This is a genomic window from Arthrobacter sp. AG258 (assembly GCF_004364695.1).
Taxonomy (GTDB): domain Bacteria; phylum Actinomycetota; class Actinomycetes; order Actinomycetales; family Micrococcaceae; genus Arthrobacter.
Genome location: NZ_SOBI01000007.1, coordinates 215153 through 240572, shown reverse-complemented (window position 1 = coordinate 240572; position 25420 = coordinate 215153). Strand labels below are relative to the sequence as shown.

At 61.4% G+C, this 25420-nt stretch carries 23 protein-coding genes; 17 read left to right on the top strand and 6 right to left on the bottom strand.

Features of this window, described 5'->3' with window-relative positions; genetic code table 11:
• The first annotated feature begins 16 nt into the window (after positions 1-16).
• From solA to DFO47_RS16130, 8 genes are all read left to right on the top strand, one after another.
• Complete coding sequence (solA, locus tag DFO47_RS16165) at positions 17-1144, top strand: N-methyl-L-tryptophan oxidase (RefSeq protein ID WP_133832291.1); 1128 nt, start codon at positions 17-19, stop codon at positions 1142-1144.
• Positions 1145-1286: 142 nt separating this feature from the next.
• Positions 1287-2240, top strand: a complete 954-nt coding sequence (locus DFO47_RS16160) for a phosphotransferase (RefSeq protein ID WP_056390041.1) — start codon at positions 1287-1289, stop codon at positions 2238-2240.
• A gap of 95 nt (positions 2241-2335) precedes the next feature.
• Positions 2336-2734 (top strand): heme-binding protein, encoded by a 399-nt coding sequence (locus DFO47_RS16155; RefSeq protein ID WP_133832290.1) that lies wholly within the window; start codon positions 2336-2338, stop codon positions 2732-2734.
• A 95-nt stretch (positions 2735-2829) separates the two neighbouring features.
• Positions 2830-4170: an aspartate aminotransferase family protein gene (locus DFO47_RS16150; protein ID WP_133832289.1), complete on the top strand. Its 1341-nt coding sequence runs from the start codon at positions 2830-2832 to the stop codon at positions 4168-4170.
• A 52-nt stretch (positions 4171-4222) separates the two neighbouring features.
• Positions 4223-5620: an aldehyde dehydrogenase family protein gene (locus DFO47_RS16145; protein WP_133832288.1), complete on the top strand. Its 1398-nt coding sequence runs from the start codon at positions 4223-4225 to the stop codon at positions 5618-5620.
• A gap of 93 nt (positions 5621-5713) precedes the next feature.
• The gene (locus tag DFO47_RS16140; RefSeq protein WP_133832287.1) at positions 5714-5965 is read left to right on the top strand and encodes a hypothetical protein; all 252 of its coding nucleotides are present in this window, start codon (positions 5714-5716) and stop codon (positions 5963-5965) included.
• Between the two features lie 45 nt (positions 5966-6010).
• Positions 6011-7117 (top strand): S-(hydroxymethyl)mycothiol dehydrogenase, encoded by a 1107-nt coding sequence (locus tag DFO47_RS16135; protein WP_133832286.1) that lies wholly within the window; start codon positions 6011-6013, stop codon positions 7115-7117.
• Positions 7114-7731, top strand: a complete 618-nt coding sequence (locus DFO47_RS16130) for an MBL fold metallo-hydrolase (RefSeq protein ID WP_133832285.1) — start codon at positions 7114-7116, stop codon at positions 7729-7731. Before DFO47_RS16135 ends, DFO47_RS16130 begins: the two co-directional genes overlap by 4 nt.
• 44 nt (positions 7732-7775) lie before the next feature.
• Here DFO47_RS16130 and DFO47_RS16125 read toward each other — a convergent pair whose 3' ends face one another.
• Positions 7776-8774 carry an AsnC family transcriptional regulator gene (locus tag DFO47_RS16125; RefSeq protein WP_133832328.1) on the bottom strand — a complete coding sequence of 333 codons (999 nt, stop codon included), beginning with the start codon at positions 8772-8774 and terminating at the stop codon, positions 7776-7778.
• A 155-nt stretch (positions 8775-8929) separates the two neighbouring features.
• On the opposite strand from DFO47_RS16125, the gene DFO47_RS16120 reads away from it, so the two are divergent.
• The 8 genes from DFO47_RS16120 (at position 8930) to DFO47_RS16085 (ending at position 19266) form a co-directional block, all read left to right on the top strand.
• The gene (locus tag DFO47_RS16120; RefSeq protein ID WP_133832284.1) at positions 8930-10465 is read left to right on the top strand and encodes a carboxylesterase/lipase family protein; all 1536 of its coding nucleotides are present in this window, start codon (positions 8930-8932) and stop codon (positions 10463-10465) included.
• Between the two features lie 20 nt (positions 10466-10485).
• Complete coding sequence (locus DFO47_RS16115; protein WP_166651737.1) at positions 10486-11865, top strand: MFS transporter; 1380 nt, start codon at positions 10486-10488, stop codon at positions 11863-11865.
• Positions 11862-12200, top strand: a complete 339-nt coding sequence (locus tag DFO47_RS16110; protein ID WP_056391280.1) for a nuclear transport factor 2 family protein — start codon at positions 11862-11864, stop codon at positions 12198-12200. The genes DFO47_RS16115 and DFO47_RS16110 overlap by 4 nt, the downstream gene beginning before the upstream one ends.
• 384 nt (positions 12201-12584) lie before the next feature.
• A complete protein-coding gene (locus DFO47_RS16105) occupies positions 12585-13454 on the top strand; it encodes a LysR family transcriptional regulator (RefSeq protein ID WP_133832282.1) in 870 nt (289 codons plus the stop codon).
• A 248-nt stretch (positions 13455-13702) separates the two neighbouring features.
• Entirely contained in the window at positions 13703-15289 is a 1587-nt protein-coding gene (gene mdlC / locus DFO47_RS16100; RefSeq protein WP_243835505.1) for a benzoylformate decarboxylase, read from the top strand.
• Between the two features lie 159 nt (positions 15290-15448).
• Complete coding sequence (locus DFO47_RS16095; protein ID WP_056391274.1) at positions 15449-16810, top strand: aromatic acid/H+ symport family MFS transporter; 1362 nt, start codon at positions 15449-15451, stop codon at positions 16808-16810.
• Positions 16811-16844: 34 nt separating this feature from the next.
• Entirely contained in the window at positions 16845-18338 is a 1494-nt protein-coding gene (locus DFO47_RS16090) for an aldehyde dehydrogenase family protein (RefSeq protein ID WP_082581738.1), read from the top strand.
• Between the two features lie 19 nt (positions 18339-18357).
• The gene (locus DFO47_RS16085; RefSeq protein ID WP_056391271.1) at positions 18358-19266 is read left to right on the top strand and encodes a 2-dehydropantoate 2-reductase; all 909 of its coding nucleotides are present in this window, start codon (positions 18358-18360) and stop codon (positions 19264-19266) included.
• A gap of 142 nt (positions 19267-19408) precedes the next feature.
• Here the strand turns inward: DFO47_RS16085 and DFO47_RS16080 are convergent, their stop codons facing one another.
• The 5 genes from DFO47_RS16080 to DFO47_RS16060 all read right to left on the bottom strand — a co-directional run bounded on the left by DFO47_RS16080 (position 19409) and on the right by DFO47_RS16060 (position 24938).
• Positions 19409-19675, bottom strand: a complete 267-nt coding sequence (locus DFO47_RS16080; protein ID WP_056391300.1) for an HPr family phosphocarrier protein — start codon at positions 19673-19675, stop codon at positions 19409-19411.
• A gap of 41 nt (positions 19676-19716) precedes the next feature.
• The gene (locus DFO47_RS16075) at positions 19717-20547 is read right to left on the bottom strand and encodes a PRD domain-containing protein (protein ID WP_133832281.1); all 831 of its coding nucleotides are present in this window, start codon (positions 20545-20547) and stop codon (positions 19717-19719) included.
• Positions 20548-20589: 42 nt separating this feature from the next.
• Complete coding sequence (locus tag DFO47_RS16070) at positions 20590-22041, bottom strand: family 1 glycosylhydrolase (protein ID WP_133832280.1); 1452 nt, start codon at positions 22039-22041, stop codon at positions 20590-20592.
• Complete coding sequence (locus tag DFO47_RS16065) at positions 22028-23914, bottom strand: beta-glucoside-specific PTS transporter subunit IIABC (RefSeq protein WP_056391259.1); 1887 nt, start codon at positions 23912-23914, stop codon at positions 22028-22030. Before DFO47_RS16065 ends, DFO47_RS16070 begins: the two co-directional genes overlap by 14 nt.
• 436 nt (positions 23915-24350) lie before the next feature.
• Positions 24351-24938, bottom strand: a complete 588-nt coding sequence (locus tag DFO47_RS16060) for a TetR/AcrR family transcriptional regulator (RefSeq protein ID WP_082581737.1) — start codon at positions 24936-24938, stop codon at positions 24351-24353.
• Positions 24939-25059: 121 nt separating this feature from the next.
• Here DFO47_RS16060 and DFO47_RS16055 point away from each other — a divergent pair, with 121 nt between their 5' ends.
• On the top strand, positions 25060-25413 hold the full coding sequence (locus DFO47_RS16055; RefSeq protein WP_133832279.1) for a cupin domain-containing protein: 354 nt from the start codon (positions 25060-25062) through the stop codon (positions 25411-25413).
• Positions 25414-25420 lie beyond the last annotated feature (7 nt).

Genomic DNA, 25420 nt, shown 5'->3' with positions numbered 1-25420 from the left:
ACTAACGGAGGAATTTGTGTCAACACAACACTACGACGTCATCGTCATTGGATTGGGCCCCTGGGGCTCATCGGCGGCGTGGCACTTGGCAGCCCGCGGCAAGTCCGTGCTCGGCCTGGATAAGTTCGCACCACCGCACATGCACGGTTCGCACGGAGGCGCCACACGGCTGGCCCGGCAATCCAGCAGTGCAGGAGCCCAGTACACCACCTTCACAAAGCGGACCTTTGAGTTGTGGGACGAGTTGGCCGCGAAAACCGGGACCCGGCTGTTGGAACGTTCGGGAACTGTGTTCGTCGGCGAACCCGGATCAATGTGGTTCGACAAAACGGTGGCCTCCCTAAGCGCGTCCGATTTTGAGTACGATGCCCTTGACGCGTCGACGGCACGGAAGCGGTTCCCTTGGGCCACCATTGGTGACGACGAAGTCGCCGTATGGGAGCCAAACGGCACCGTTGCCCTCGTCCACCCCGCCATCAAGGCCCTGCAGTCGGAGGCTCGCCGGCTCGGCGCAACCCTGCGCACGGGAGAAGCGGTTCAAGGCTGGGATGAGAGCGCTTCGGGCATCGTCGTGAGCACCGATCAGGGTAACTACTCGGCCGACAAGGTCGTCGTCACCGTGGGTGCCCGCGCCAACCATTTGACGCAACTGGATCTGCCCTACAAGGTGGACCGTCAGGTGCTGGCCAATTTCCGCCAGGACGGGCTACCGAAGGCGGCCATCTACTTCGCCAAGCCCCCAGGATCGGACGAGGCACCGGCTTACGGTTGCTCCGAGCCTAACGGTGAATGGAAGTTCTCTGTCCCCGGGAAGGGAAACTGGATCGACCCCGAGGACCTTAGTCAGGACCTCAGGCCCGGAGACCTCGAACGGATCCAGGAAGTGCTCAGCGCCAGGCTCCCGGACATCGACACCAACCCGGTATCGACCACCGTATGCATGTGGTCTGAGGTGGAGGACGGCCATTGGGTTATAGGTGGACACCCGGAGTCGTCCGATGTCGTCATAGGCACCGGAGACATGGGCCGCGGGTTCCGCTATGCAGCGGTTGTTGGTGAAATGCTGGCCGATCATGTCGACGGCATTTCCCGCCCCGAAACAAACCTGTTCCTGCCTTCACGCTTCGCCATAGCAAAGGCGTAAACAGTGACACCGGCAGACGTCCTGACCGCACCGTTACAGAGCTTGTGGGAGCTCGTGAAACAGTGCGAACAGTGCAGCCAGGACAACCTCCGACCCCAACACAGTGCACCTGCATTCGAACATCGAAGGACATCCAATCCTAATGACCATCGTCCCTGATACCGAAATCACCAGCATTGAGGCGGTGCTTTCGACGAACCCAGACTGGGCTGGCTGTCACGTCACCGCACATTCCCTCTCCGGCGGCCAGGCCCATAAGAACTACCTCGTCGAGGACGGTTCCCGTCGTTGCGTCGTCAAGCTCTGGAACAACTACTGGGAAACGGTAGGAGTTCTGCCCGCCGCCCACGTGGTTCTGGAAAACACAAGAATTGCCGCCGAGATCGGAGTGGGCGCGCCCGTCATAACAGTCTCAAACGAACCCTTGGCGCTGGCTCTCGACTTTGTTCCGGGAGGCCACCCGAGGCTAAGCGAGGACGATGACTCCGTCACCCGACTCGTCCCTGCCCTTCACCGGCTTCATCACTCCGGCCGCCGGTTCCTCAACGACATCAACCCCTTCAACCTGGCCCGACAAAGGATGGAGGCCGCCAAAAGACAGGGTATCGAGCTGCCGCCCGGAACGTCAGCCATCCAGGCCCTGATGGACCGCCTGGAGACCGTCCTGGCCCTGGATCCTTCCCAGTTTGTTCCCTGCCATCTGGACATTTGGGATGCAAACATCATCAAGGACACCTCCTCGATGACCTACAACATTATCGACTGGGACCTCGCCGGCAACTCGGACCCGTGCTACGAGATCGGATTTATTGCAGCGCAAAACGGATTCGGGAAAGAGAGGGCACAGGCACTCTTCGAAGCCTATTTCGGCAACACTGACCCAGTAAAAATGGCCCGCGCCAGGCTCTTCATGGCGGTGGCCCATTGGTCCAACAGTGGACTGTGGATCACCGCAATGGGCAACGCTGCGCCCAACGACGACGCCGACTACGCAGGGGAACTGCGTACATGCTGGGAAGGGCTGATCACCGAAATAACAGCCCCTGACTTCCCTGACTTAGTAAAGGCAGCCGCAAAACCGGCAGCTCTCGTCTAACACCCCCCGTCGCGCGTTAGCGCCTAACCAAGGCTGGCTCTACACCAGTCGATACAACTACGCCCATAAACAGGAAAAAGATTTCGGAGCAACAGATGAACGACATCACACAGCAAGAAGCACACAAGATAGTTGAAGCGGCACGAGAGGCAGCCCTGGCCTCGGAAACCCTGATGAACATTGCCGTTGTAGACGCTGGCGGAAACCTCAAGGCCTTCACCCGCATGGACGGTGCGTGGCTCGGCAGTATCGACATCGCCATCAAAAAGGCACGCACGGCCCGTTACTTCGACATGCCCACCGGAGACATCGGCTCCATCTCGCAGCCCGGCGGACCGCTGTTCAACATCGAAGTGTCCAATGGCGGCCTGATCACCTTTCCCGGAGGCATCCCACTGACCAAAGACGGGGTGACCGTCGGCGCCATCGGTGTCAGCGGCAGCACCGTGGAAAACGACCACCTGGTCGCTACTGCCGGCGCCCAAGCCCTCTAACCGGTTGCCGGGGCCGGCCATCGACCGTCCGACCCCGGCAACACCCACCGACTCATGTTCCGGACTCAAATCCGCACCAACGGCCAAGGACAGCAATGACACTCGAAACAGCCACAGAACCGGCACCCGACGCACTCCTCCAGGAAGGTCTCATTAACCGCCGCGAACGCACCATCGGGCGCCACTCCCCGCTGTTCTATGCCACTCCCCTGGAAATCGTGGCCGGCGAGGGCGTGTGGGTCCACGACGCCACCGGCAAGACCTACCTGGATGTCTACAACAACGTTCCCCACGTCGGACACTCCAACCCCGTCGTCCGCGAAGCAATCACAACCCAGCTGCAGACCGTCAACCTCCACACGAGGTACCTCAACTCACGCGTCGTTGAGTACGCCGAAAAGCTGCTGGCGCTCTTCGATTCCCCCTTGGAGCGGGTGTTCTTCACCAATAGCGGATCAGAAGCAAACGAGCTCGCGCTGCGAATCGCACGGCAACACACCGGCAACACCGGCATCCTTATTTCGGACCACAGCTACCACGGCAACACCACGACCCTTGCCGAATTGACCACCGGCCTCCAGGTCAAAGAACCCCTCGGCGCCCACGTACGCCCCATTCGTATTCCGGACGCAGCAGGGCTGACGCCGGCTAAACGAAAGCGCCTCCTCCAGGAAGCGCTGCGCGACGTCGACGCAGCCATCTCCTCGCTCCAGGCCGAAGGCTACGGCGTCTCAGCCATCCTGTATGACCCGCTGTTCTCAACCGAGGGACTCCTGCAGACCCCCGACGGCTACATCGAGGCAGTCACCGACCGGGTCCGTGCTGCCGGAGGACTGATCATCGCGGACGAGGTCCAGTCAGGCTTCGGACGGACCGGCAACCACATGTGGGGCCACCAGGCTTTCGGCACCACCCCTGATCTGGTGACACTTGGCAAGCCGATGGGCAACGGCCACCCCGTAGGTGGCGTCATCACCACGCACGCACTGATGGAGGAATTCGGGGAAAACAACACCTACTTCAACACATTTGCTGGAAACCCCGTTTCGTCGGCAGCCGGCCTTGCTGTGCTCCAGGTCATGGAAGAGAACGGGCTTGTTGAAAACGCACACCAACTCGGCAAGTTCATCTCTGACGAACTCGCAGCCCTCGCCAAGGGCAACCCCAGGATCAAGAGCGTCCGCGGCAGGGGCCTCTTCTTTGGCCTTGAAATCGTCAATCCCGACGATACGACGCCGGACCCCGCCGCCACCAAGGCACTCACAGAAGAGATGCGTTCCCGCGGCGTTCTCATCGGAAAGATCGGTCGCCACGAAAACGTCCTCAAAATGAGGCCACCGCTCGTCTTCGAACTCGAACACGCCCAACACGTGATCGAGCAACTCCGTCTGGCACTGGAAACACTCGACGGCCCTACTGATCAAAACCAATGGTGACCATCCCGGATTCACGCGGAACAACAACTAACCACTCAATGAGGAGAATGCCATGAACACCACACCCGTCCTGACCGAGGGCTCCGTTGCTGCCCGGACCATCTTCAATCCCGCCACCGGTGAACCCGTCGGAGACGCCCCGGTGCATACGGTCGCGGACCTGCAGCACGCCATCGACGTGGCAGTCGCCGCCCAACCGGCGTGGGCCGAGCTCGGCCACGAGGCACGGTCCGCTGCACTGTTGAAGGCCGCCGACGCCATCGAAGCCCGCGCCGAAGACCTCGCCCAGCTGCTTTCCCGCGAGCAGGGCAAACCGCTGAACGGCCCCAACGCCCGCTTCGAAGTCGGCGCCTGCGCCGCCTGGCTCCGCGCCGCCGCCGCGACACCCCTCGAAGCCGAAACCCTCGTCGATGACGGCGAAACACGCGCCGAACTGCACTACCGGCCCATCGGCGTCGTCGGGGCCATCGGGCCGTGGAACTGGCCCATGATGATCACCGTCTGGCAGGTCGCCCCCGCCCTGAGAATGGGCAACGCCGTAGTGGTCAAACCCTCCGAACACACCCCGCTCAGCGTGCTTGCCCTCGTTGAAACCATCAACGAAGCCCTGCCCGAAGGGCTCCTCACCGTAGTCTCCGGCGGACGCGATGTAGGCGAGGCCCTCGCCTCGCACCCCGCCATCGGGAAGATCATGTTCACCGGCTCCACCGCCACCGGCAAAGCGATCATCAAATCCTCCGCGGACACCGTCAAGCGGCTCACCCTGGAACTGGGAGGAAACGACGCCGGCATCGTCCTGCCCGACGCCGACCCGAAGGCCATCGCCGAAGGCCTGTTCTGGGGCGCCTTCATCAACACCGGCCAAACCTGCGCCGCCCTGAAACGCCTCTACGTCCACGACGACATCTACGACGCCGTCTGCGACGAACTCACCAACGTGGCCAAGGCCATGCCGATGGGTAACGGCCTGGACGAAAACAACGTCCTCGGACCGCTGCAGAACAAGGCACAATACGAAATCGTCGCGAACCTCGTGGAGGCCGCCAAAGCCTCCGGAGCCCGCGTCCTCCTCGGCGGAAACCCGGACACCGACCAGCCCGGCTACTTCTACCCCACCACCCTCGTGGCCGACATCGACAACAACAACCCACTCGTCGCCGAAGAACAATTCGGCCCCGCCCTGCCCATCATCCGCTACAGCACCATCGACGAAGCAATCCAGAAAGCAAACGCCCTCGACGTCGGACTCGGCGCCTCCGTCTGGTCCTCAAACCCCGCAACAGCCCGCAACGTCGCCGCCCGAATCCAAGCAGGTACCGTCTGGATCAACAAACACGGCGCCGTCGACCCACGCATCCCCTTCGGCGGCGCAAAACAATCCGGCTACGGCCTCGAATTCGGCGTCGAAGGACTCAAACACCTCGGCGTCCCCCAGGTAATCAACGGCTAAAACACCACTGACTGGTGGGGGCACCGCCGCAGGCGGTGCCCCCACCGCGGAGGCCAAGGCTAAGGGCCGCACGCTAGATACAGCGACCCAGTAGTGCCAATCGACATTGCGGAGGATTACTTGAACCGCCACACCCGTGCAGTTGAGGTAGAGGACTGGTCCATGCTCCGGGCCGGCGACAGGGTTGCCGTCTCAGAAGACCTCTTCTACCAAGACGGGCTCCAAGTAGAAGAAACAGCAGCAGAGATAGGCGTGATCTGGGTCCGCAGAATCTCCAGTGGTGACCGCCAGCTTCTCAGCGTCGGGGCCCACAGAATCTGGCATCTCGACACTAAAGACATCTGATCCGCCCCGGTTCAACAGCAAGAACGCAAACGAAGGTGCACATTCATGGTTCATAAAGTCCAAGCAGTTGTGGTTAGGGAGAAGGACGCTCCGGTGTCGTTGGAGACCATCCTGGTCCCGGATCCGGGGCCGGGGGAGGCGCTGGTGGACATCCTGACCTGCGGTGTCTGCCACACGGATCTGCACTACAAGCAGGGCGGTATCGGTGATGACTTCCCTTACCTGCTCGGGCACGAGGCCACCGGGGTTGTCAGTGCCGTTGGCCCCGATGTGACCCAGGTGGCCCCTGGGGACCGGGTGATCCTGAACTGGCGCGCGGTCTGTGGGGAGTGCCGTGCGTGTGCCAAGGGCCAGCCGCAATACTGCTTCAATACGCACAACGCCACGCAGAAGATGACCCTTGAGGACGGCACCGAGCTTTCGCCTGCCCTGGGCATCGGTGCTTTCGCGGAAAAGACCCTGGTCGCTGCCGGGCAGTGCACCAAGGTGGACCCGGAGGTTGATGCTGCCGCGGTGGGCCTGCTGGGCTGCGGCGTGATGGCAGGCATCGGTGCCGCGATCAACACCGGAGAGGTCAAGCGTGGCGAGTCCGTGGCAGTGATTGGCTGCGGCGGCGTGGGGATCGCCGCGATCGCGGGCGCGAAGCTCGCGGGGGCGACCACGATCATCGCCGTGGACATCGACGACAACAAGATCGGGATGGCCAGGTCCCTCGGTGCAACCCACGGGGTCAACTCCAAGCAGGAGGACGCCGTGGAAGCCATCCGCGCCCTCACCGGAGGCCACGGAGCGGACGTGGTGATTGACGCCGTCGGCCGGCCCGAAACCTACAAGCAGGCGTTCTACGCCCGCGACCTTGCCGGCCGCGTGGTGCTGGTGGGTGTTCCGACGCCGGAGATGACGCTTGAACTGCCGCTGCTGGACGTCTTTGGCCGCGGCGGCTCGCTGAAGTCCTCCTGGTACGGCGACTGCCTGCCCTCCCGCGACTTCCCCATGCTCGTCTCGCACTACAAGCAGGGCAACCTGGACCTGGACGCGTTCGTGTCCGAGCGGATCACGATCGACCAGGTGGAAGAGGCCTTCGAACGGATGCATGGGGGCAAGGTGCTGCGCTCCGTCGTCGAGGTCCAGCCGGCCGGGGCGTCCGCATGAGCGTCACCATCGAGAACCTGGTCACCTCCGGAACTTTTTCGCTCGACGGCGGCACCTGGGACGTGGACAACAACGTCTGGATCGTGGGCAATGACGAGGAATGCATCATCATTGATGCGCCGCACGACGCAGCGGCGATCATCAACCAGGTCCGCAGCCGGAAGGTGAAGGCCATCCTGCTCACCCACGCGCACAACGACCACATCGGTGCCGCGCGTGAGGTGGCGGACGCCCTGGAGGCACCGATCCTGCTGAACCAGGAGGACCTGGTGCTCTGGGAGCAGGTATACCCGGACGCCAAACCGGACCGCTACCACTCCGATGGCGACGTGTTCCAGGTGGGCGGGGCAACCCTGAAGGCAATCCACACACCCGGCCACTCGCCCGGGTCCACCTGCTTCCACCTGGAAAGCGAGGGAACGGTCTTCACCGGGGACACCCTGTTCAACGGCGGCCCGGGTGCCACCGGGCGGTCCTACAGCGACTACCCCACCATCCTCGCCTCCATCCGCGAACGGCTGCTGACACTGCCCGCCGACACTGTGGTCCGCACCGGCCATGGGGACAACACCACCATCGCCGCCGAGCAGGAAACGCTGAACACATTGGCGTAGTGCCTGGGAGTCGTGTTGCCACAGCGGCCACGACGGCAAACCTGTCAGGAGCTGTACCCGCCGAGGTCTTCGCCGAACGACAACGCCATCGTTCCGCTGCGCTTCAACGCGTCTACCACCACGGCAGGCTCGATGGCCTGCGCCCGCGTGGCCCACTCAGCCCCTTTTAGATAGGTAGAAAGTGCTGCGCGGCTTGGAAATACGGCATCGACAACAAGCTGGAAGTCACCGGCGAGGACCGCGGCATACCGCACTGACGAAGAAGGAAGCATTTCCGCTTCCACACGGTCCAGTTCCGGAAACGGCACCTTGACCCACAGAAGAACCTCCACCGGCAAACCGAGCAGCGCAGGCTCGAAGACCGCACGGATGAACAATGTGCCCTCGCGCCGCATCCGCTCCACCCTGCGCTGGGCGGTCTGCACTGAGAGCCCAGTGATACGCGCCAGTTCCTCATAACTGGCGCGGCCATCGCGTTCCAGTGACCGGAGAATCTGCCGGTCCTCTTTGCCCAACTGCTCCACGTGCTCCAGGGCGGTGGGAGCCTCCGAGTACCGGGTTCCGCCCATCGCCTCAATCTCCGCCGGCGTCAGGACGCCGGGATTCCACTGATGCATGGTCCTGGGATAGCTGAGGACCGGATACGTGGCGGCCGACCTCACCCCCGGGATGCTCCCTATGTCCCTGATGAGCAGCTCTGCAAACTTGGAAGCAGGGCTGGAAAACTCCGCCGCACAATCCGCCGAACCGGTGAGGATGTAGGTGTACAAGGTCTCCGGCCGTCGCGCGAGGGCCGCAGCGGCTATTCCTGCTGAGCCCGGATTGCAGGCAACCTTCAACACAAACTGTTCCAGATGCCTGAAGCGGCTCGGATTCGGCAACGCGCGTATCCGCACCCGCCCGTCCCGGAGGAGCTCGGAGCCCCTCCGCGCCACCGTCCGTTCGGCCTCCCCCAATGATGCGGCCACTTTCGCCCACGAGGCGCGCCCGTCTACCTGGAGGGCGCCGACAATCCGCTGGTCCAGCTCATCCAGCACATCCATTTCCCGCTCCCTTTTACGACTTCTTTGTCACCTCCAACTCTAGACTTTCCGCCAGACCTTTGGCTGATTCTTCCACTTATCCAGAAATCATTGTCGGAAACACGTGACCCAGCACACGATTGTTGACGAAGTCGATACCTAGTGAAGGAAAAGCAATGACAGGCACAGTCGCAATGACGCGCCAGGGAGCAGTTCGCGGGGTCACGAACGATGGCACCATCAGCTGGCGCGGGATACGGTACGCCGCTCCCCCGACCGGAGCCCTGCGGTGGCAGGCTCCCCAGCTGGCAGAGCCGTGGGAGGGCATTCTGGACGTGACCACGTTTCCAACGCGTGCCCCGCAGGTGCTCGCGGCCGAGCTCGTGCCGCCTGGCGGGGCAACGCCGTCGGACGATGACGCGCCCATGGGTGAGGACTGCCTCTTCCTCAACATCACCGCACCGAAGCAGTCGGCAGACTCGCCCTGTCCGGTTCTGGTCTGGTTCCACGGCGGCGGATACACCTGGGGATCAGGAGCCAACTTTATCGGCGACGGAACAGCCCTCGCCCTCGAAGGCACCATCGTGGTCACCGTCAACTACAGGCTGGGGGCCCTCGGCTTCCTCAAGCTGGACCACCTCCTCGGCGAGCAGTACGCCTCGTCGGCGAACGCAGGCCTACTGGACCAGATCGCTGCACTGAAATGGGTCCGGGACAACGTGGCCGCATTCGGGGGAGACCCTTCACGCATCACCATCGCCGGTGTTTCCGCCGGGGCCAAGAGCGTGGTCAATCTGATGGCCTCGCCAATGGCCGAGGGCCTGTTCCACCGCGGAATCATTCAAAGTGGCGGCGAGCACCTCAACACCCCCAAAACCGCAGAGCAGGTCACCGCTGCACTGCTTCGCACCCTCGGCCTTAGCCCTGCGGATGCCACGGAGCTCCTAACGATGCCCGTTGAGACAATCCTCGCCGCACAGCAGGAGATTGCCGCCGGCGTCAGGGCAACCTGGGTCTGGCGCCCAACCGTAGACGGACTCGTTCTTCCCGAGGCCCCGGTCCACGCCTTCGCCAAGGGCCGCGCCAAGGGGATCAACATCATGGCCGGCGTGACAGCCAACGAGGCCGGAAGCTACAACCTCGCCGACCCGTGTGCATCGCAACAGTCACCACGCGTCCTACAGGAGATCTTCGGGGACGAAGCAGAACAAGTGCTGGACATTTACCGGAGCGCCTTCCCAGAGGCGGACGAGCGCCGCCTCCACTGCGCCGTGCTGGCGGACGAACGGTACGGCATCCCCACCATTCGGCTGCTCGACAGCCAGTCCGTACACGCGTCCTGCTGGCGTTACCGCTTCGATGCTCCAAGCCCCGGCGCCCCCAAGGAGAAGTGGGGGTTCCATGGCGCCGACGTTCCCTTCGTCTGGGACATCGGACTCGAAGCGGCAGAACCGGCGTTACAGACTCTGGCAACAGGAATCCGGCAAGCGTGGACAACCTTCATCCACCACGGAAAACCCGAAAGCGAGAATCTGCCCTTCTGGCCGGAATACCGGCGAACAGAACGGTGGACAATGTTGCTGGACACCACCCCAACAGTGGTCCCGGACCCCCGGCAGCAACAACGGCAGGCATGGGAATCGACAGAGTGGCAGCCCGACACCTGGTGGACATTCCCCGCCCTGCATCCAGCACACAACACAACCCACTGACGAGTGAAAGAGTCCGTACAATGACGTCCACCCACAACACAGCTTCCGAAGGCACCGGGGACCTGCCAACCACCCTCTACAAGAAACTCGCCTGGCGGATTCTGCCCCTGGCCTCCATCTGTTACGCCGTGGCCATCATCGACCGGGTCAATATCGGCTTCGCAAAACTCGAAATGAGTGCCGACATCGGTCTCTCGGCAGCGGCCTACGGGCTCGGCGCCGGCATCTTCTTCCTCGCCTATATCTTCTTCGAAGTGCCGAGCAACATGATCCTCGAACGCGTCGGCGCAAAAATGTGGATCGCCCGCATCATGGTCACCTGGGGCGTTGTCACCATCGCTACCGGCTTCGTCCAAAACACTGAACAGTTCTACATTGCCCGGATCTTCCTGGGTATCGCAGAGGCCGGCTTCTACCCAGGCATGGTCTACTTCCTATCCCAGTGGTTCCCACGCAAACGCCTCGCCCAGGCCCTGGCACTGCTGGTTATCGCAGGGCCCATCGGCAGCATGTTCGTCGGCCCCCTCTCCGGCTGGGTCATGTCCAGCCTGGGGGGACTCGCAGGTATCGCAGGCTGGCAATGGCTCTTCGTGATCCAGGGCATTCCGGCAGCCCTCCTTGGCATTATCTTCTTCTTTGCCGTCGCCAGCACACCGAAGGACGCCGCGTGGCTCACCAATGAGGAAAAGACCGCCATTGCGGCAAGCCTCGGCCCGGCCGGCGCGCGTGAGAAAGCAACAACGCAGTTCAAGAAGGCCATCACCAACAGGCGGGTCTGGCTCCTCGGCGTCATCCTGGCAGCCAACTACATAGGCATCTACGCCGTCGTCTTCTGGATACCAACCATCATCAAGAACACCGGCGTAACGGATGTAATGACGATCGGCTATCTGTCCTCCGTCCCGTTCGCAGTCGCTGTCGTGGCGACCATCGCCCTTGGCATCTACTGCGACCGCAGCCAGGCCCACCGGCGGGTACTGGTCACGGGCATGGTACTGGCCGCACTGGGACTGGTCGCCAGTGTGGCCACCGGCGATCAACTGGTCCCCACCCTCATCGGAATATCCCTCGCAAGTGCACTCTTTACCGCCACCGGCCCCATTATTTGGGCGGTCACCAACCTCCAACTCAAGGGCATGACGGCGGCCGCCGCAGGCATCGCGTTGATCAACACCGTGGGCTCCATAGGGTCCTTCCTTGGCCCTTACGTCATGGGGCTCGGTCAGGACTGGACCGGCAATGTCATCGTCCCCCTCTTGTTCATCGCAGGCGTCGCGGTAGCCGGGGCACTCGCTGCCCTTGCCATCCCCCGCACCCCAACGAATCAGGAAAACATCGAAGAAGGGCATGACAGCGGCCTGAAAACGGCACCCCCAGGGAAAGCAGGAGCGGCGTCGTGAGCACCCTCTCCGAAACAGTCCGAACCGTGATGGCGGCCTACAACAACGGAGACGCGGAACCCCTGATCGCCACTTTCCACGACGACGTTCAATACAACATCGTCGATCTCGACAAGACATACCAAGGTCTGGAGGAAGTTAGCGCCTTGGCCCGCGAAGGGGCCGGACAAACCCGGTTTCACCTGCACGATGTCGCTTCAAGTGGGCCACTCATCGCCTTCACCTACGACCACCACAACCCTCTAGCCGGCATGAGCTACCAAGGGCCAGGACTGGCCGTCCAAAAGTACGATGCCCAAGGGCGGCTGCTCGCACAGTGGGCCTATAGAGCCTAAAGACCGAACAAGGGACGACGGCGGGATTCCCGCCGTCGTCCCTTGTTTTCCTGACCGCTGTAGTACAAGGACAATATGAGCCGATCCACAGCCCAGGGTGTGGACAATGCGACACTCTTCCTTTTGGGCAGTGACGCCCTGTTGAGGCTGACGGATTCTTCAATATCGGCTCCTGACTGAAAGCCAAGTAAGCCGCGCCTTTACGAGGCACTTCTCCGTCACCTGAGTGAGTCGAATGGTGCAGTCATGGCGTAGTCCAGTTGTACGTGAGAAATTGACGGGGGCTCCATGGATCAAATGACTGCAGAACCCGGTGTTCGCGCTTCGGCAGCAGGTTGCTACTCTGAGCCTGGAGCCCCTTATGGCTAAGGAGAGGCGTTCTTTGTGGATTTGAACCTTATCCGGGTGTTTGCGGCGGTTATCGAAGAAGGCTCAGTGACGGGAGCCGCCGAGCGGCTGAAGATTTCCCAACCATCCGTTACTCAGGGGCTAAACAGGCTTAGCCGGTTCACGGGCGCGCCACTGTTCCGGCGGGAAGGGCGCGGAATCGCTCCTACCCGCTCGGCACTGCAGCTATACGAGGAGATTGGCACGCTACCGAAGCTTGCCGATGCGGCAGTTAACAGACTCACGAGCTTTGACCCCACTACGGCACAGACCACGTTTCGAATCGCTCTGACTGACCTGGGGCAAGCGGTCTTCCTTCCGGCACTGGTATCCGGTCTTGCTGCAGCAGCCCCACACTGCAGCCTCGATGTAGCCAACCTCAATACAGAAACGGCAGGTCAGGACCTTGCCTCGGGCCAACTGGACCTTGCCGTTTCGTCAAACCTGCTTGCAGAGTCGCTGTTCACCTCGGTGATCCGTTGGGATCGATACGTCTGTGTTTCCCGCCCCAACCGATTCACCGGTGAGAAGCCAACGTTCGAGGAACTGACTGTACTTCCGCGAATCGTTGTGCGCGGGACAACAGGGCATGCCCTTATGCAGTCACTATTGCCGCCGCCGGTACCAGGTTCTGTGTATCTTTCAGGCTTTTCAGCGATTCCTGGCATCCTTTCCGCCTCGGACTTGGTCGCTTTCGTTCCGGAGGTTGTCACGCCTGACTGGATCAGTCGATGGGGCCTTGAGGTCAGGGCTTTGCCCAGCGACGAGTTCGCTGCCCCAGTCCGTGCGCATGCAGCGCTGGACAGGTCTTCATCGGCGACATCCTGGTTTGTCGACTGGGCGATCAAAAGAATGCAGGCCTCCTGACAGGAACTTAGGTCCGGAGACCGCGTCGCAAACCCATAGGTACCACCTATGAATACATGCCTGAATCTTTATTAGACCTGGGTGATTGATGTCACTTAGCCTTTCTAGTGAGGCCCGGGACCGAAACTCGGACTAGGCGAAGAGGCGGCATGTTATGCGTTGGCCTCCTGCAGATCCCGAGTCCCAATTACTGCTGGGGCTTCGCAACACATTGAAAGAGGACGCCGGTGACCCGCAAGAAGACTGTTTTGGAATCCAGCCTGGACGTTTTCCGTGCCCATGGCATGACAACCGTCTTCGGGAACCCCGGGTCAAATGAGCTCCCCTTTCTGGCGGGCCTCAACGAAGACTTCGATTTTGTCCTTGGCCTGCACGAGCAGGTGGTTGTCGGCATGGCGGAGGGCTATGCCCGGGCTACCGGCCGTCCAGCCTTGGTCAATCTTCACGCGGCTTCGGGGTCCGGCAATGCCATGGGCGCCCTGACGAACGCTCGATACGGGCACACGCCGATGGTCATCCTCGCGGGTCAGCAGGTGCGGCGAACTGTGGGCCAGGAGACGATGCTTGCCAGCGCGGATGCCGCCATGCTGCCGGCACCGCTTGTGAAGTACTCGCACGAGCCCCTCTCCCCTGCTGACGTACCGCGGACGTTGGCTCAGGCCATTTTTGAGACGTCCACCCAGCCCTGCGGGCCGGTGTACGTCTCAGTCCCGCTCGACGACTGGGCCGAGACAGCCCTTGAAGACGATGTCCTGCTGAACACCCGTTCCGTCTCGTCGGCAGGGGGCCTCACACCAGGACTAACCCAGGAACTCCTCTCCCTCGTGGATGGGGCAAAGAATCTCGCCCTCGTCGTTGGTCCCCAAGTAGACGCAGCTGCGGTCCTTGACGCCGGTGTTTTCGACGACGTTATCTCCCTCGCGGAGAAGACCGACGCTTCCGTTTACGTCGCCCCTTCCCCCTCGCGCTGTCCTTTCCCCACTACGCACCCCAACTTTGCCGGTGTCCTGGTTCCGGGCATCTGTTCCGTGCGGGAGCGCCTGGCGGATCACGATGTGGTTCTTGTTCTGGGCGCGGCGGTCTTCCGGTACCACCGTTGGGAGCCGGGACACTACCTCACTGCCGGAACACAGGTGGTCCAACTCACCCAGGACCCCCGTGAAGCAACGCGTGCGCCGTACGGCCGCGCGATCGTCGCTGACGTAGCCGAGGCGGCCAGGACTCTCTCCGAGAGCGTCAAGGACCGCGGCCGGCGGCGGGGACCGCGCGGTACCCGCGTCCTTCCACCTGCCAAAACCTCGCCGGATGGTATGACCGGCACTGAGGTCCTCGAAGTACTAAACGCCAACGCCCGCACCGACGTTGCGTACGTCAATGAGACGACAACTCTCGACCTCGAATACCTTGAGCGCATCGCCATCGACCGCCCGGGCATGTACCACTTTCCCGCCTCAGGCGGTCTCGGCTTCGGCCTCCCCGCAGCAGTAGGCATGGCATTGGGTGATCCCTCAAAGACCGTCGTGGCCACGGTGGGCGATGGTTCGGCCAACTACGGAATCACCGCCCTGTACACCGCCGCTCAACGCCAGACCCGCACGGTCTTCGTCATCGTCAACAACTCCAGCTACGGGGCCTTGGCCGCCTTCGCACAACGCATGGGCGTACCCGATGTGCCGGGCCTTCAACTTGGCAGGATCGACTTTGTCGCCATCGCCGAAGGCTACGGCGTTCCAGCAATCAGAAGTGAAACCCGGGAAGAGTTCGTACTGGCGTACAAGGAAGCCCTGGAAGGAACGGGCCCGTTCCTCATCGATACGCGAATCACTGCTGACTGAGTATCTAAACCGCCACACCCTACCGCGCCCGTGCCCACTTCCCTGGGCTCGGCTGCGACGGACCCCCGCGGGGCCCTCTCCACCCTTTCACCGCCTGCTGCAGTCCATTCGGGCTGCCATCGGGCATCTATACCTCCCAACCCCAGGTAAGGAATCGCAATGACGCACTCCACCCCCGGCTCCCTCATGGCAGGAGCACCGCTGACCAAATTCCACATGATCCTGCTTCTGTGCTGTTCGTTCATCATGTTCTTCGATGGCTACGACCTGATCGTCTACGGCTCCGTACTCCCGACCCTGATGAAGGAGTGGAACCTCGGGCCGGACCAGGCAGGATGGCTTGGAAGCGCCGCCCTGATGGGCATGATGTGTGGGGCCCTCGTTCTGGGTTCCCTTGCCGACCGGGTCGGACGACGCCCGATCATCGTCCACGGAACCCTCCTGTTCTCCCTCGCAGCGATCGCTACAGGCTTTGCCCCTAACCCGGACGTCTTCTGGGCCTTGCGTTTCATCACTGGCATCTTCCTGGGAGGCGTCATCCCCAACGTCGTTTCCCTTATGAATGAACTTTCCCCTGCCGCTAAACGGCACACCCTGACCACGATCATGTTGAGCATCTACTCGGTCGGATCGATCATCGCCACCCTTGTTGCAATGTGGATCCTCCCTCTGCTCGGCTGGAGGGCAGTGTTCTTTGTCAGCGGCATCTCCCTGCTAATCCTTCCCCTGATCTACCGTCACATGCCCGAATCCATGGCGTTCCTCATGAACCGCGGCCGTGCCGCTGAGGCCCGCAAGCTGCTGAACCGGTCAGCCCCGTCCGTTGATGCGTCCTCGGCTGACTGGTCACTGCCTGCAGCCAAAGAGCGGGAATCCGTATCTCCAGCGGCACTTTTCCGGGCCGGACGCGCACTCGGTACGCCCATGATCTGGGTCGCCTTCGGCATGTGCATGCTCATGGTTTACGGCCTGAACACCTGGCTTCCGAAAATCATGATCGCCAGCGGCTTCGACCTCGGCTCGAGCCTGCAGTTCCTGGTCGTTCTCAACATCGGGGCCACCGCCGGCGCCCTCGCCGGGGGCTGGCTCGGTGACCGGTTCGGCAACAAGAAAGTGCTGGTGGCATTCTTCGCCCTCGCAGCCATCTCCCTTCTCCTCCTCGGCATGCACCCCTCCCCCGTCCTGCTCAACGCCTTGCTCTTCTTGGCTGGAGCCACCACGGTCGGCACCCTGGCAGTTGTGCATGCCTTTGGCGCCGATTTCTACCCGGCCGCCATCCGGTCCACGGGTGTCAGCTGGTGCTCGGCCGTGGGACGTTTGGGAGCAATCGCAGGGCCGGTACTTGGAGGAAGCCTGCTGGCGATGAATCTTCCACCGGAGCAGAACTTCTTCATCTTTGCCGCCCCTGGGATCGTCGCCATCATTGCCGTCCTCCTTGTCTTCACAACGCGGACCTCCCACAAAAAAGATGCGTCGCAGCCGGGTCCGGTAGCAGCCGCGACCCACGCAGGCACCAACTAGAGACAAAACCAAACAATCCAATCAGGAGTGAAAGATGACTGTAGAAATCGAGCGCGAAACCCCCAATCAAACTTCATGGATCACCGGGAACCAGTTCATCGGTGGTCAGTGGCGCGCTGGCAACTCCCCGTCGGTGTTGAAGGTGTCCAACCCATTCAGCGGCGAACAACTGCTCGAGCTTCGGCAAGCAGACACCAGCGACCTGGACGACGCCTTCAGCAGCGCGGAAGCAGCAGGCAAAGCGTGGGCAGCCACCAGCCCCGCCGCCCGTCAAAAGGTCATGCTGAAAGCGGCACAGATAATGGAAACCCGCCGCGAGGAAATCATCTCCTGGCTCATAGCCGAATCCGGCAGCACTGTCCTCAAGGCAAATATCGAGCTCGGTGCGGCCATCGGCATCACCATCGAATCAGCTTCCTTCCCGCACCGGGTCCAGGGGCGCATCCTTGAGTCAAACACCGCCGGCAAAGAAAACCGGGTTTACCGCCGGCCGCTGGGAGTCGTCGGCGTCATCAGCCCCTGGAACTTTCCACTGCACCTCACGCAGCGGTCCATCGCCCCCGCCTTGGCCTTGGGCAACGCCGTCGTCATCAAGCCAGCCAGCGACACCCCGGTCACCGGCGGGCTCGTACTGGCGAAAGTCTTCGAAGAAGCAGGCCTGCCGGCAGGGGTCCTTAACGTCGTCATCGGGGCAGGATCAGAAATCGGTGATGCATTCGTAGAACATCCGGTTCCGTCCTTCATCTCGTTCACGGGTTCCACCCCGGTGGGACAGAACGTGGCACGCCTGGCATCCAGCAGCGAACATCTCAAGCACGTGGCGCTGGAACTTGGTGGCAACAGCCCCTTCGTGGTGCTTGCAGACGCAGACATTGACCAGGCGGTCAGGGCCGCGGCGATGGGCAAGTTCCTGCACCAGGGACAGATCTGCATGGCGATCAACAGGATCATTGTCGATGATGCAGTCCATGATGAATTCGTGGAGAAGTTCGCTGCCCGTGTGCGTAACCTGCCCGTGGGCAACCCGGCTGATCCAGCCACCATCATCGGGCCAGTAATCAACAGCAAACAGCTTCAGGGGCTGCAGGAAAAGATCCGGCTCGCCCAAGAGCAGGGTGCCCGCACGGTACTCGACGGGCAGGTGAACGGAAACGTCCTGCCCCCGCACATCTTCGCGGACGTTAATCCCGACATGGAGATAGCCCGTGAGGAAATCTTCGGACCGCTGGTAGGCATCCTCCGGGCCCGGGACGAACACCATGCGCTCCAACTGGCCAACGACAGCAGCTTCGGGCTTTCGAGCGCGGTCTTCACCGGAAGTCCCGAACGTGGAGTTGCCTTCGCAAAGGGCATCAAAGCCGGCATGACACACATCAACGACATCCCCGTCAACGACGAACCACACGTTGCCTTCGGCGGAGAGAAGAGCTCCGGGCTCGGCCGCTTCAACGGCGAGTGGGCGATCCAGGAATTCACCACAGACCACTGGGTCAGTGTCCAGAGCAGCCCCCGCCAGTACCCGTTCTAACACCGACAGGACCATACCAATGACCATTGGAATTCTCGGCGCAGGGGCAATGGGCCAGTTGTTTGGTGCCCGGTTGCAGCTTGCCGGCAACGATGTTGTGTTCATCGATGCTTCAGCGACGACCATCGAAGCCTTGAACCGTCACGGGATTAGCCTGACCACCGACGGACAGGCCGAACATGCACCAGCCAGGGCAGGCACGGCGCAGGACTTTGCCGAACCCCTTGAGCTGGTGGTGGTGTTCACCAAAGGGTTCCACAGCGCTGCGGCCATCGAATCCATCCGGCATCTCATCGATGAGCGGAGCATGGGGCTGACCCTGCAGAACGGGCTTGGCAACGCAGAAATCCTGGCGAAGGAATTTGGTGCGGAGAGAACGTGGATCGGGATCACGGACTTTCCGGCTGATCTGGAACGGCCGGGCTTTCTCAGCACAAGCTCCGGCGGGAAGGTCCGTCTCGGGCCGCTCACCGGCGGCCTGGAACGGGAAACGGATGATCTGGCGGCCAGGCTCAACACGGCGCGCCTGAATGCCACGTCCGATCCGGCCATCCATCAGGCCATCTGGGAGAAAATCGCCTTCAATGCCGCTTTGAACACGCTCAGTGCCGTGACCGGCCAAACTGTAGGGGAAATCGGTTCAAGTCCGGAAGCCCGTCGCATTGTTGATCGGGTCTTGGATGAAACCACCGCGGTCGCCCGGACCAAGGGAGTCACACTGCAGCGGGACCGCGTAGAGTCAGCTCTTGAGAATGCTTTCACCCGTCATAAGGACCATAAGACGTCCATGCTGCAGGACCGGGAAGCCGGACGACGCACCGAAATCGACTACATCGGCGGCGCTGTAGTGCGCCTCGGACAGGAGGCGGGCGTCCCCACACCCGTGCTTTGGACGCTATCGAAACTAGTCCTGTCAGCTGTATCGTAAATCGGATTCCCCGGAAATCGGGCGTCTGAGGGCGTTACCAAATAATAGAACGGTCTTCCTGCCCGCTGGACAGGAAGACCGTTCTGTTTTGCCTGTGTGGTGCGACCGGATGGGATGGATTCCGAGTCAGCAGACCGTGTAGCTAGTGGGCGTCCAGGTCCGAGGAAAGGAGCGCAGCCAGTTCGTCCGCAACCCTGCCTGCATCCTCGCCTGCTACGTCGATGACGACTTCGTCCCCGTGGGCTATGCCCAGGGTGATGATGGAGAGGAGGCTGTGGCCGTCCACGGTCTGGCCGTTGGTACTCAGGGATACGTCATGAGCGGAGTCTGCTGCTGCCCTGGCGAAAACCGCAGCCGGGCGCGCGTGCAGGCCTGCGGTGGACGCTATCGTTGCTGTTCGTTGTGTCATGGAGGTGCCTTTCGTGATGGCGAGGGTGTGCCGCGCCATTTTTATCCGTTTGATGCCCTGGCGATGTGCAAGGCGAGGAAAGCCACTTCCTCGTTGGGCAAGTCTGTGTGGTACTTCTGAGCGACAAAGGTCCGCACCCGTTCGGCTGCGGAGACTGCCTTCGGATAACGCTCGCTGAGACTGTTGAACAGGAAATCGTCATCGCTGGTAAGCAGTCGGGAGGCGAAGAACCGCTCAGCCATGTACTGAAGGTGGGTTATAAAGCGGGACGTATGGAGGTCCTGACGGTCCAGGCTCACCCCTGATACGTTCGACACGATGGTCGAAACCGCCCTGATGAGCTCGACGACCCGCATCGAATCAAGTCCGGCTTTGCCCCGTTCGGCGTTGGCTATGTGAAACGCGATGTTGGCCGCTTCGTCGTCAGGAAGGTTGAAACCGCCCTGTTGATTCATCCTCTCAACCGCGCGGGATCCCACGGCGTATTGCGTCGGATAAACGTTCCGGACCTCCCAGGCGAGCCGGTTGACAACGAAAAGTCCGCGTCTTTGGCGCTCCACGGCGAAGTGGAGGTGGTCTGTGAGCGACAGGTAGATGTGTTCGTCCAGTTCGAGGCCTTCGGCCTTCGCGTCGGCAACAATAGCCCGGGTGAACTCGGCGAACTCGCCAGGGACCTGTCCAAGCAATTCAACGAAGTTTCGATGGTTGGCATCGTCAAGGGACACAAAGACCCGGTCGACACCCGTCCCGTCCACCCAGGTGCCTGCCTTTTGGCCGTAACCAATTCCCTTGCCGAGCAGAACATGCTCAACTCCCTGTTCGTCTTCGACGAGCAGGACGCTGGAGTTGAGCACCTTTGTGATGATCTGCATGTGTTTGTCTCCGTTGACGATGCCAAGAACTTCGAAGCAGTGCTAGCTCAAGTCGGCCCCGTTGGATGCGATGACCTTTTGATACCAGAAGAACGAGTCCTTCCTGTATCTCTTACCACTTCCGCGGCCGAGATCGTCCTGGTCAACGTAGATGAAACCGTAGCGCTTTGATATCTGTGAGCTTGATGAACTGATCAGGTCGATGGGCGCCCAGCTTACGTATCCCATGAGGTCCACCCCTTCCTCTATGGCCTGGATCATTTGCTGGAAGTGTGCCCGGAAGTACTCGATCCGGTACGGGTCGTGGATCCTGCCGTCCTCCGTGAGTTCATCACGCATTCCCAAACCGTTCTCGACGATGAACAGGGGTTTTGCGTAGCGGTCGTAGAGGTCGATCAGCGCGATCCTTAGTCCGATCGGGTCGATTTGCCACCCCCACTCGGTGGATCCCAGGAAGGGGTTCTTCACGCCGAGCACGGTGTTTCCGGGCGTGCGCTCCGCGTTGGGGTCTGCCGACTCGGTCATGGAGTTGTAGTAGCTGAACGATATGAAGTCGATGGTATTTTCGGCCAACAACTCCACATCACCATCCTCAAAAGGAATCTTCACACCCCGCAATTCGAGGGCACGAAGTGCCAGACGGGGGTAGCCGCCGCCTGCCTGGACATCGGAGCAGAGGTAAAGGAGCCGTTCCTTGGCTTGGGTCGCCGCCACGTCTTCCGGCCGGCAGGTATTGGGGTAGGTCACAAGCATGGTCAGCATGCAGCCCATCTGGGCATCAGGTGAGATCTCCCGCAGCAGTCTGGTCACCGACGCAGCGGCGATGAACTGATGGTGCAGAGCCGTGTAACAGGCCTGATCCAGGCTGCCTTCAACGGTCTGGTCAATGATGCCGCCCGACGTGAACGGGTGCCGTGTTATGCCGTCGATCTCATTGAAGGTGAGCCAGAGCTTGACCAGGTGTCCAAACTCTGTGAAGCAGGTCCGGGCAAAGCGCTCGAAAAGTTCGATCGTCCGGCGCTCAACCCAGCAGTTGTTTTTCAGAGCCAGTGCCAGCGGGGGATCATAATGCGAGAGAGTCACCAGAGGCTCGATGTTCAGGCGCCGCATTTCAGTGAACAATGCCTTGTAGTAAGCGACGCCTTCGGCCAGCGGTTCAACCTCTTCGCCCGTTGGGAAGAGCCGGGTCCAGGAAATAGAAACCCGCAGCGTGGTGAAGCCCATTTCCGCGAATAATGCCAGGTCGCCGGGGTACCGGTGATAGAAATCTATGCCGCGCCGTTTGGGATACATCTGGTCGTTCTGGTCGGCCAGCGCCGCGTTGATGCCTTCCACCGTCACCTGATGGTGAACGGCGTAGTCCTTGGGATCCGCGTGAGGTTTGTAGGTTGCGACGTCGGAGACAGCCGGACCGCGGCCCCCCTCGCGCCAGGCGCCCTCTACCTGGTTTGCTGCCAGGGCGCCGCCCCATCGGAAAGTTTCAGGCAGTGGCATCGATCTTCTCCTTGATTTTTTCGTTGACGACCAGAAGCAGGTCTCCGGCCGCAATGGCGTGTGGTTCGACGGGGCTGACATCGAAGCGGGCAGAGTTGACTATGACCACGGGAGTAGTGGTGTCATAACCCGCATTCGTGATTGCGGCGAGGTCTGCTTCGAGCAGTAGTTGCCCGGCTTCGACCCTCTCACGGACTGACACGTGGGTAACGAACGCGCTGCCGCCAAGACGAACTGTGTCGATACCGACGTGGATAAGTACCTCGACACCGTCATCACCGCGAATGCCGATTGCGTGCTTCGAATCCAGAAGGGCCGTCACCACCCCTGAGATGGGAGAGCGAACCTCACCGTTAGTGGGCCGGATGGCCAGTCCCTCTCCCAGCACGCCCGTTGCGAAGACCGGATCGGACACCTCCGAGAGCGCGATGGCCTCCCCCGTGAGCGGGCTGAGGATGCGGGCTCCCTCAGGCGTCTCAACTTTCACGTCGCCGAACTGGCGGACGGTTGCGGACACATCGTCACGCCACAGGATAGCTGCCGTCACGAAGGACACCCCGACGGCCACCAGCAGTCCAATGACCGCATGCAGAAGGTTCTGGGGGTTGTCGGCGTCGATAAAGGATGTGATGCTCGCGAGCCCTGGCCCAACCGCGACGAAACCGGCCACGTGCATTATGCCCATGTAGGCTCCGGCTGACACCGCCCCTGCGACAACGGCGATGAAAGCCCTGCGGTTCTGAAGAGTGACGCCGTAAAGGGCCGGTTCAGTGATACCGAAAAGTGCCGAGATTCCGCCAGACAGAGCGGTGGCACGCAGCGCGGGACTCTTGGTGCGGACGGCAACGCCAAGGGCGGCGCCGGCCTCGCTGAGGTTGTGGGCCAGGGAGGCGGGCTGGTAAAGCGATTCCCGTCCGGTCGCGGCGATCGTTGCGATGGTCGGAGGAATAAAGGCTTTGTGCATCCCAACGGAGATGATCAGGGGCAGCACGCCTGCCAGCAGTGCGACGGCGACCCAACCCAGTGAGCCGTGCAGCCCGGTCATAGCACCGGTGAGAAGCGTTCCGAGCCAGAATCCAAGCGGCCCGAGCAGGAAGATCATCGCTGGTGCAACGATGACGATGCACATCATCGGTACGAAGAAGATCCGGATGGGAGCCCACGCCAGCTTAGTGAAGAGCGGCTCTATGACGGCGAGCAGCAGGACCGTGAGGATGGCGGGAAATACCTGGGCGGTGTAAGCCACAACCGGTACGGGAAGGCCGAAGAGTGCGGCGCCGCCCTCCTTGGTGGCCAATGCAGTGAAGGCGGGGTAGACCATCACGCCCACGAGACCGATGGCAAGAGGTATGTTGACTTTCAGTTTCCTGGCGCTGGTATACGCCACCAGCAGGGGAATGAACCCGAAGACCGCATCAGGAATGACGGCCAGCAGTTTGTAGCTATCGCTCTTAGCGTCCAGCCACCCCAGGGCAGATGCCAGAACGAGCAACGATTTGAAGATACCGGACCCCGCAATGGCCGGAATGATGGGGGTGAATACGCTGACCACAAAGTCCATGACGGTACCGCCCAGGGACTTCCAGCTGTATGGGGCCCTTTGAGATGGAGAAGTTGGCTGGCCGCCCGGTCCTCGAAGCGCCTCTATCGCCGCAAAGGTGTCAACAACCCGGTCGCCGACAACGACTTGGGTTTGGGACGACCCCTTGACGACGCCAAGGACGCCCGGAATCGCCTTGAGTGCAGCCACATCGGCCTTGCTGTCGTCGGCGAGGCTAAAGCGTAGGCGCGTTGAGCAGTGGTGCAGGTTCGTGATGTTCGCGTCGCCGCCGACATGCTCCAAAATCGCTTTCGCGTTCTCCTGGGTTGTCATGGGTCCTCCTTTGGATTCCAAGTCCATGCGCGTACGCACCGATGCGTTTCCTCGTCGTTCAGGCACAAAAAAAGGACCCAACGTACCGCTTTTTGAAAAGCGTTACATTGGATCCTGCCTGCACTACCAGTCACATGTCCGACCACCAGAGTAGCGCCTGTCACTAACTCACGCAATAGCCCCCATGGAGCGCGAACACTGTCGCACGATGTGGCTGAGCAGTATCAGGTGAAGTACACACCCAGCCTGACGGCAGAAATCGGTGCCAAAAGCGTCAGCTTAGGCCCCAATACGTAACCTTCGGCGATAAATGGCGGCGTTTTCACGACGCTACCTGACGCATGAGGTGGTTCTACAAGAGGAATGGCTTACGCCCTCGGCGGTGGAGCGGTGGCCAGTAGCGCACATGGATATACAGCTCCGGCAGTGAATCCTGCTAGTTAGCCCCGCTGACCGCGCCGGCAGTGATGTGGCCGCCTAATGCCACCCAGAGGTAGCGGATTGACCTTTCTACGCCTTGCCGGTCGACGCCGGCCAGGAGCTGCAGCACCAGTCCATCCAGTGCCGCGAAGGCAGCCTGGGCCGCACCCTCCTCCTGACCGAATCCGATTCGACGTAAACCCTCTGCGAACGCGGCAACGTAGCGTGCGTACAACTGTTGCACGGCCTCGGCGAGTTCGGGCCTTCGCCGTGATTCCAGGATCATCTCGTACTGGAAGATTTGCAGGTCGGGATTTTCGGCGATCAGCGCGAGGATGCTTTCGCAAAACTCTTCTTCCGTCGCGGGGAGTTCTTCCAGTTGCGACAGTCCGATGGATTGCTGCACCGACCAATCGAGGGCTGCCTTGATCAGCGCGTCCCGAGTGCCGAAGTGGTGGGCCACCAGGGTGTTGTTGACCCCCGCTTGCTCCGCCACGGCGCGGAAGGTCAGGCCTCTCAGGCCCTTGCGCGCCACGACGTGCACTGTCGCAACCAGCAGCGCCTCCCGGCCTGTGCCATACCCCTTGTGCCTATCCCCGTTCATGGCTTGATTCTATCGTTCTCCGAGCGTCTATTGACGTCGACACTCAGCAGGTGCTTAGATGTGATGGAGCGCACAACTAAGCGGGCGCTTAGTAATTATTCTTTCTCTCGAGGAGACAACGATGTCCACTTCCCAGGCCACCACCGGCTTCACCGTCCACGACGCCTTTGATCCGCAGAAGTACGAGCCGTTCATCCTGGGCCAGGTCCAGTGGGTCCGCAGCCCGGGCGACGGGGACCGGCCTGCGCTCTCTGCCGGTTTCTGGCACGTCACTACTGAAGAGGCTCCGGAGCCTTTCGATCTTCTGATCGAGGCCGACGAGACTCTCCACATTCTTGAGGGCCACCTCCACATTGAAGTTGAAGGCGGAGAAAGCTTCGACCTTCGTCCCGGCTGCGCGGCTTCCTTCAATAAGGGCACCCAGACCCGATGGACCGTCATTGAAGACACCACCGAGTTCTTTGTCTACTCCTGATCAACAG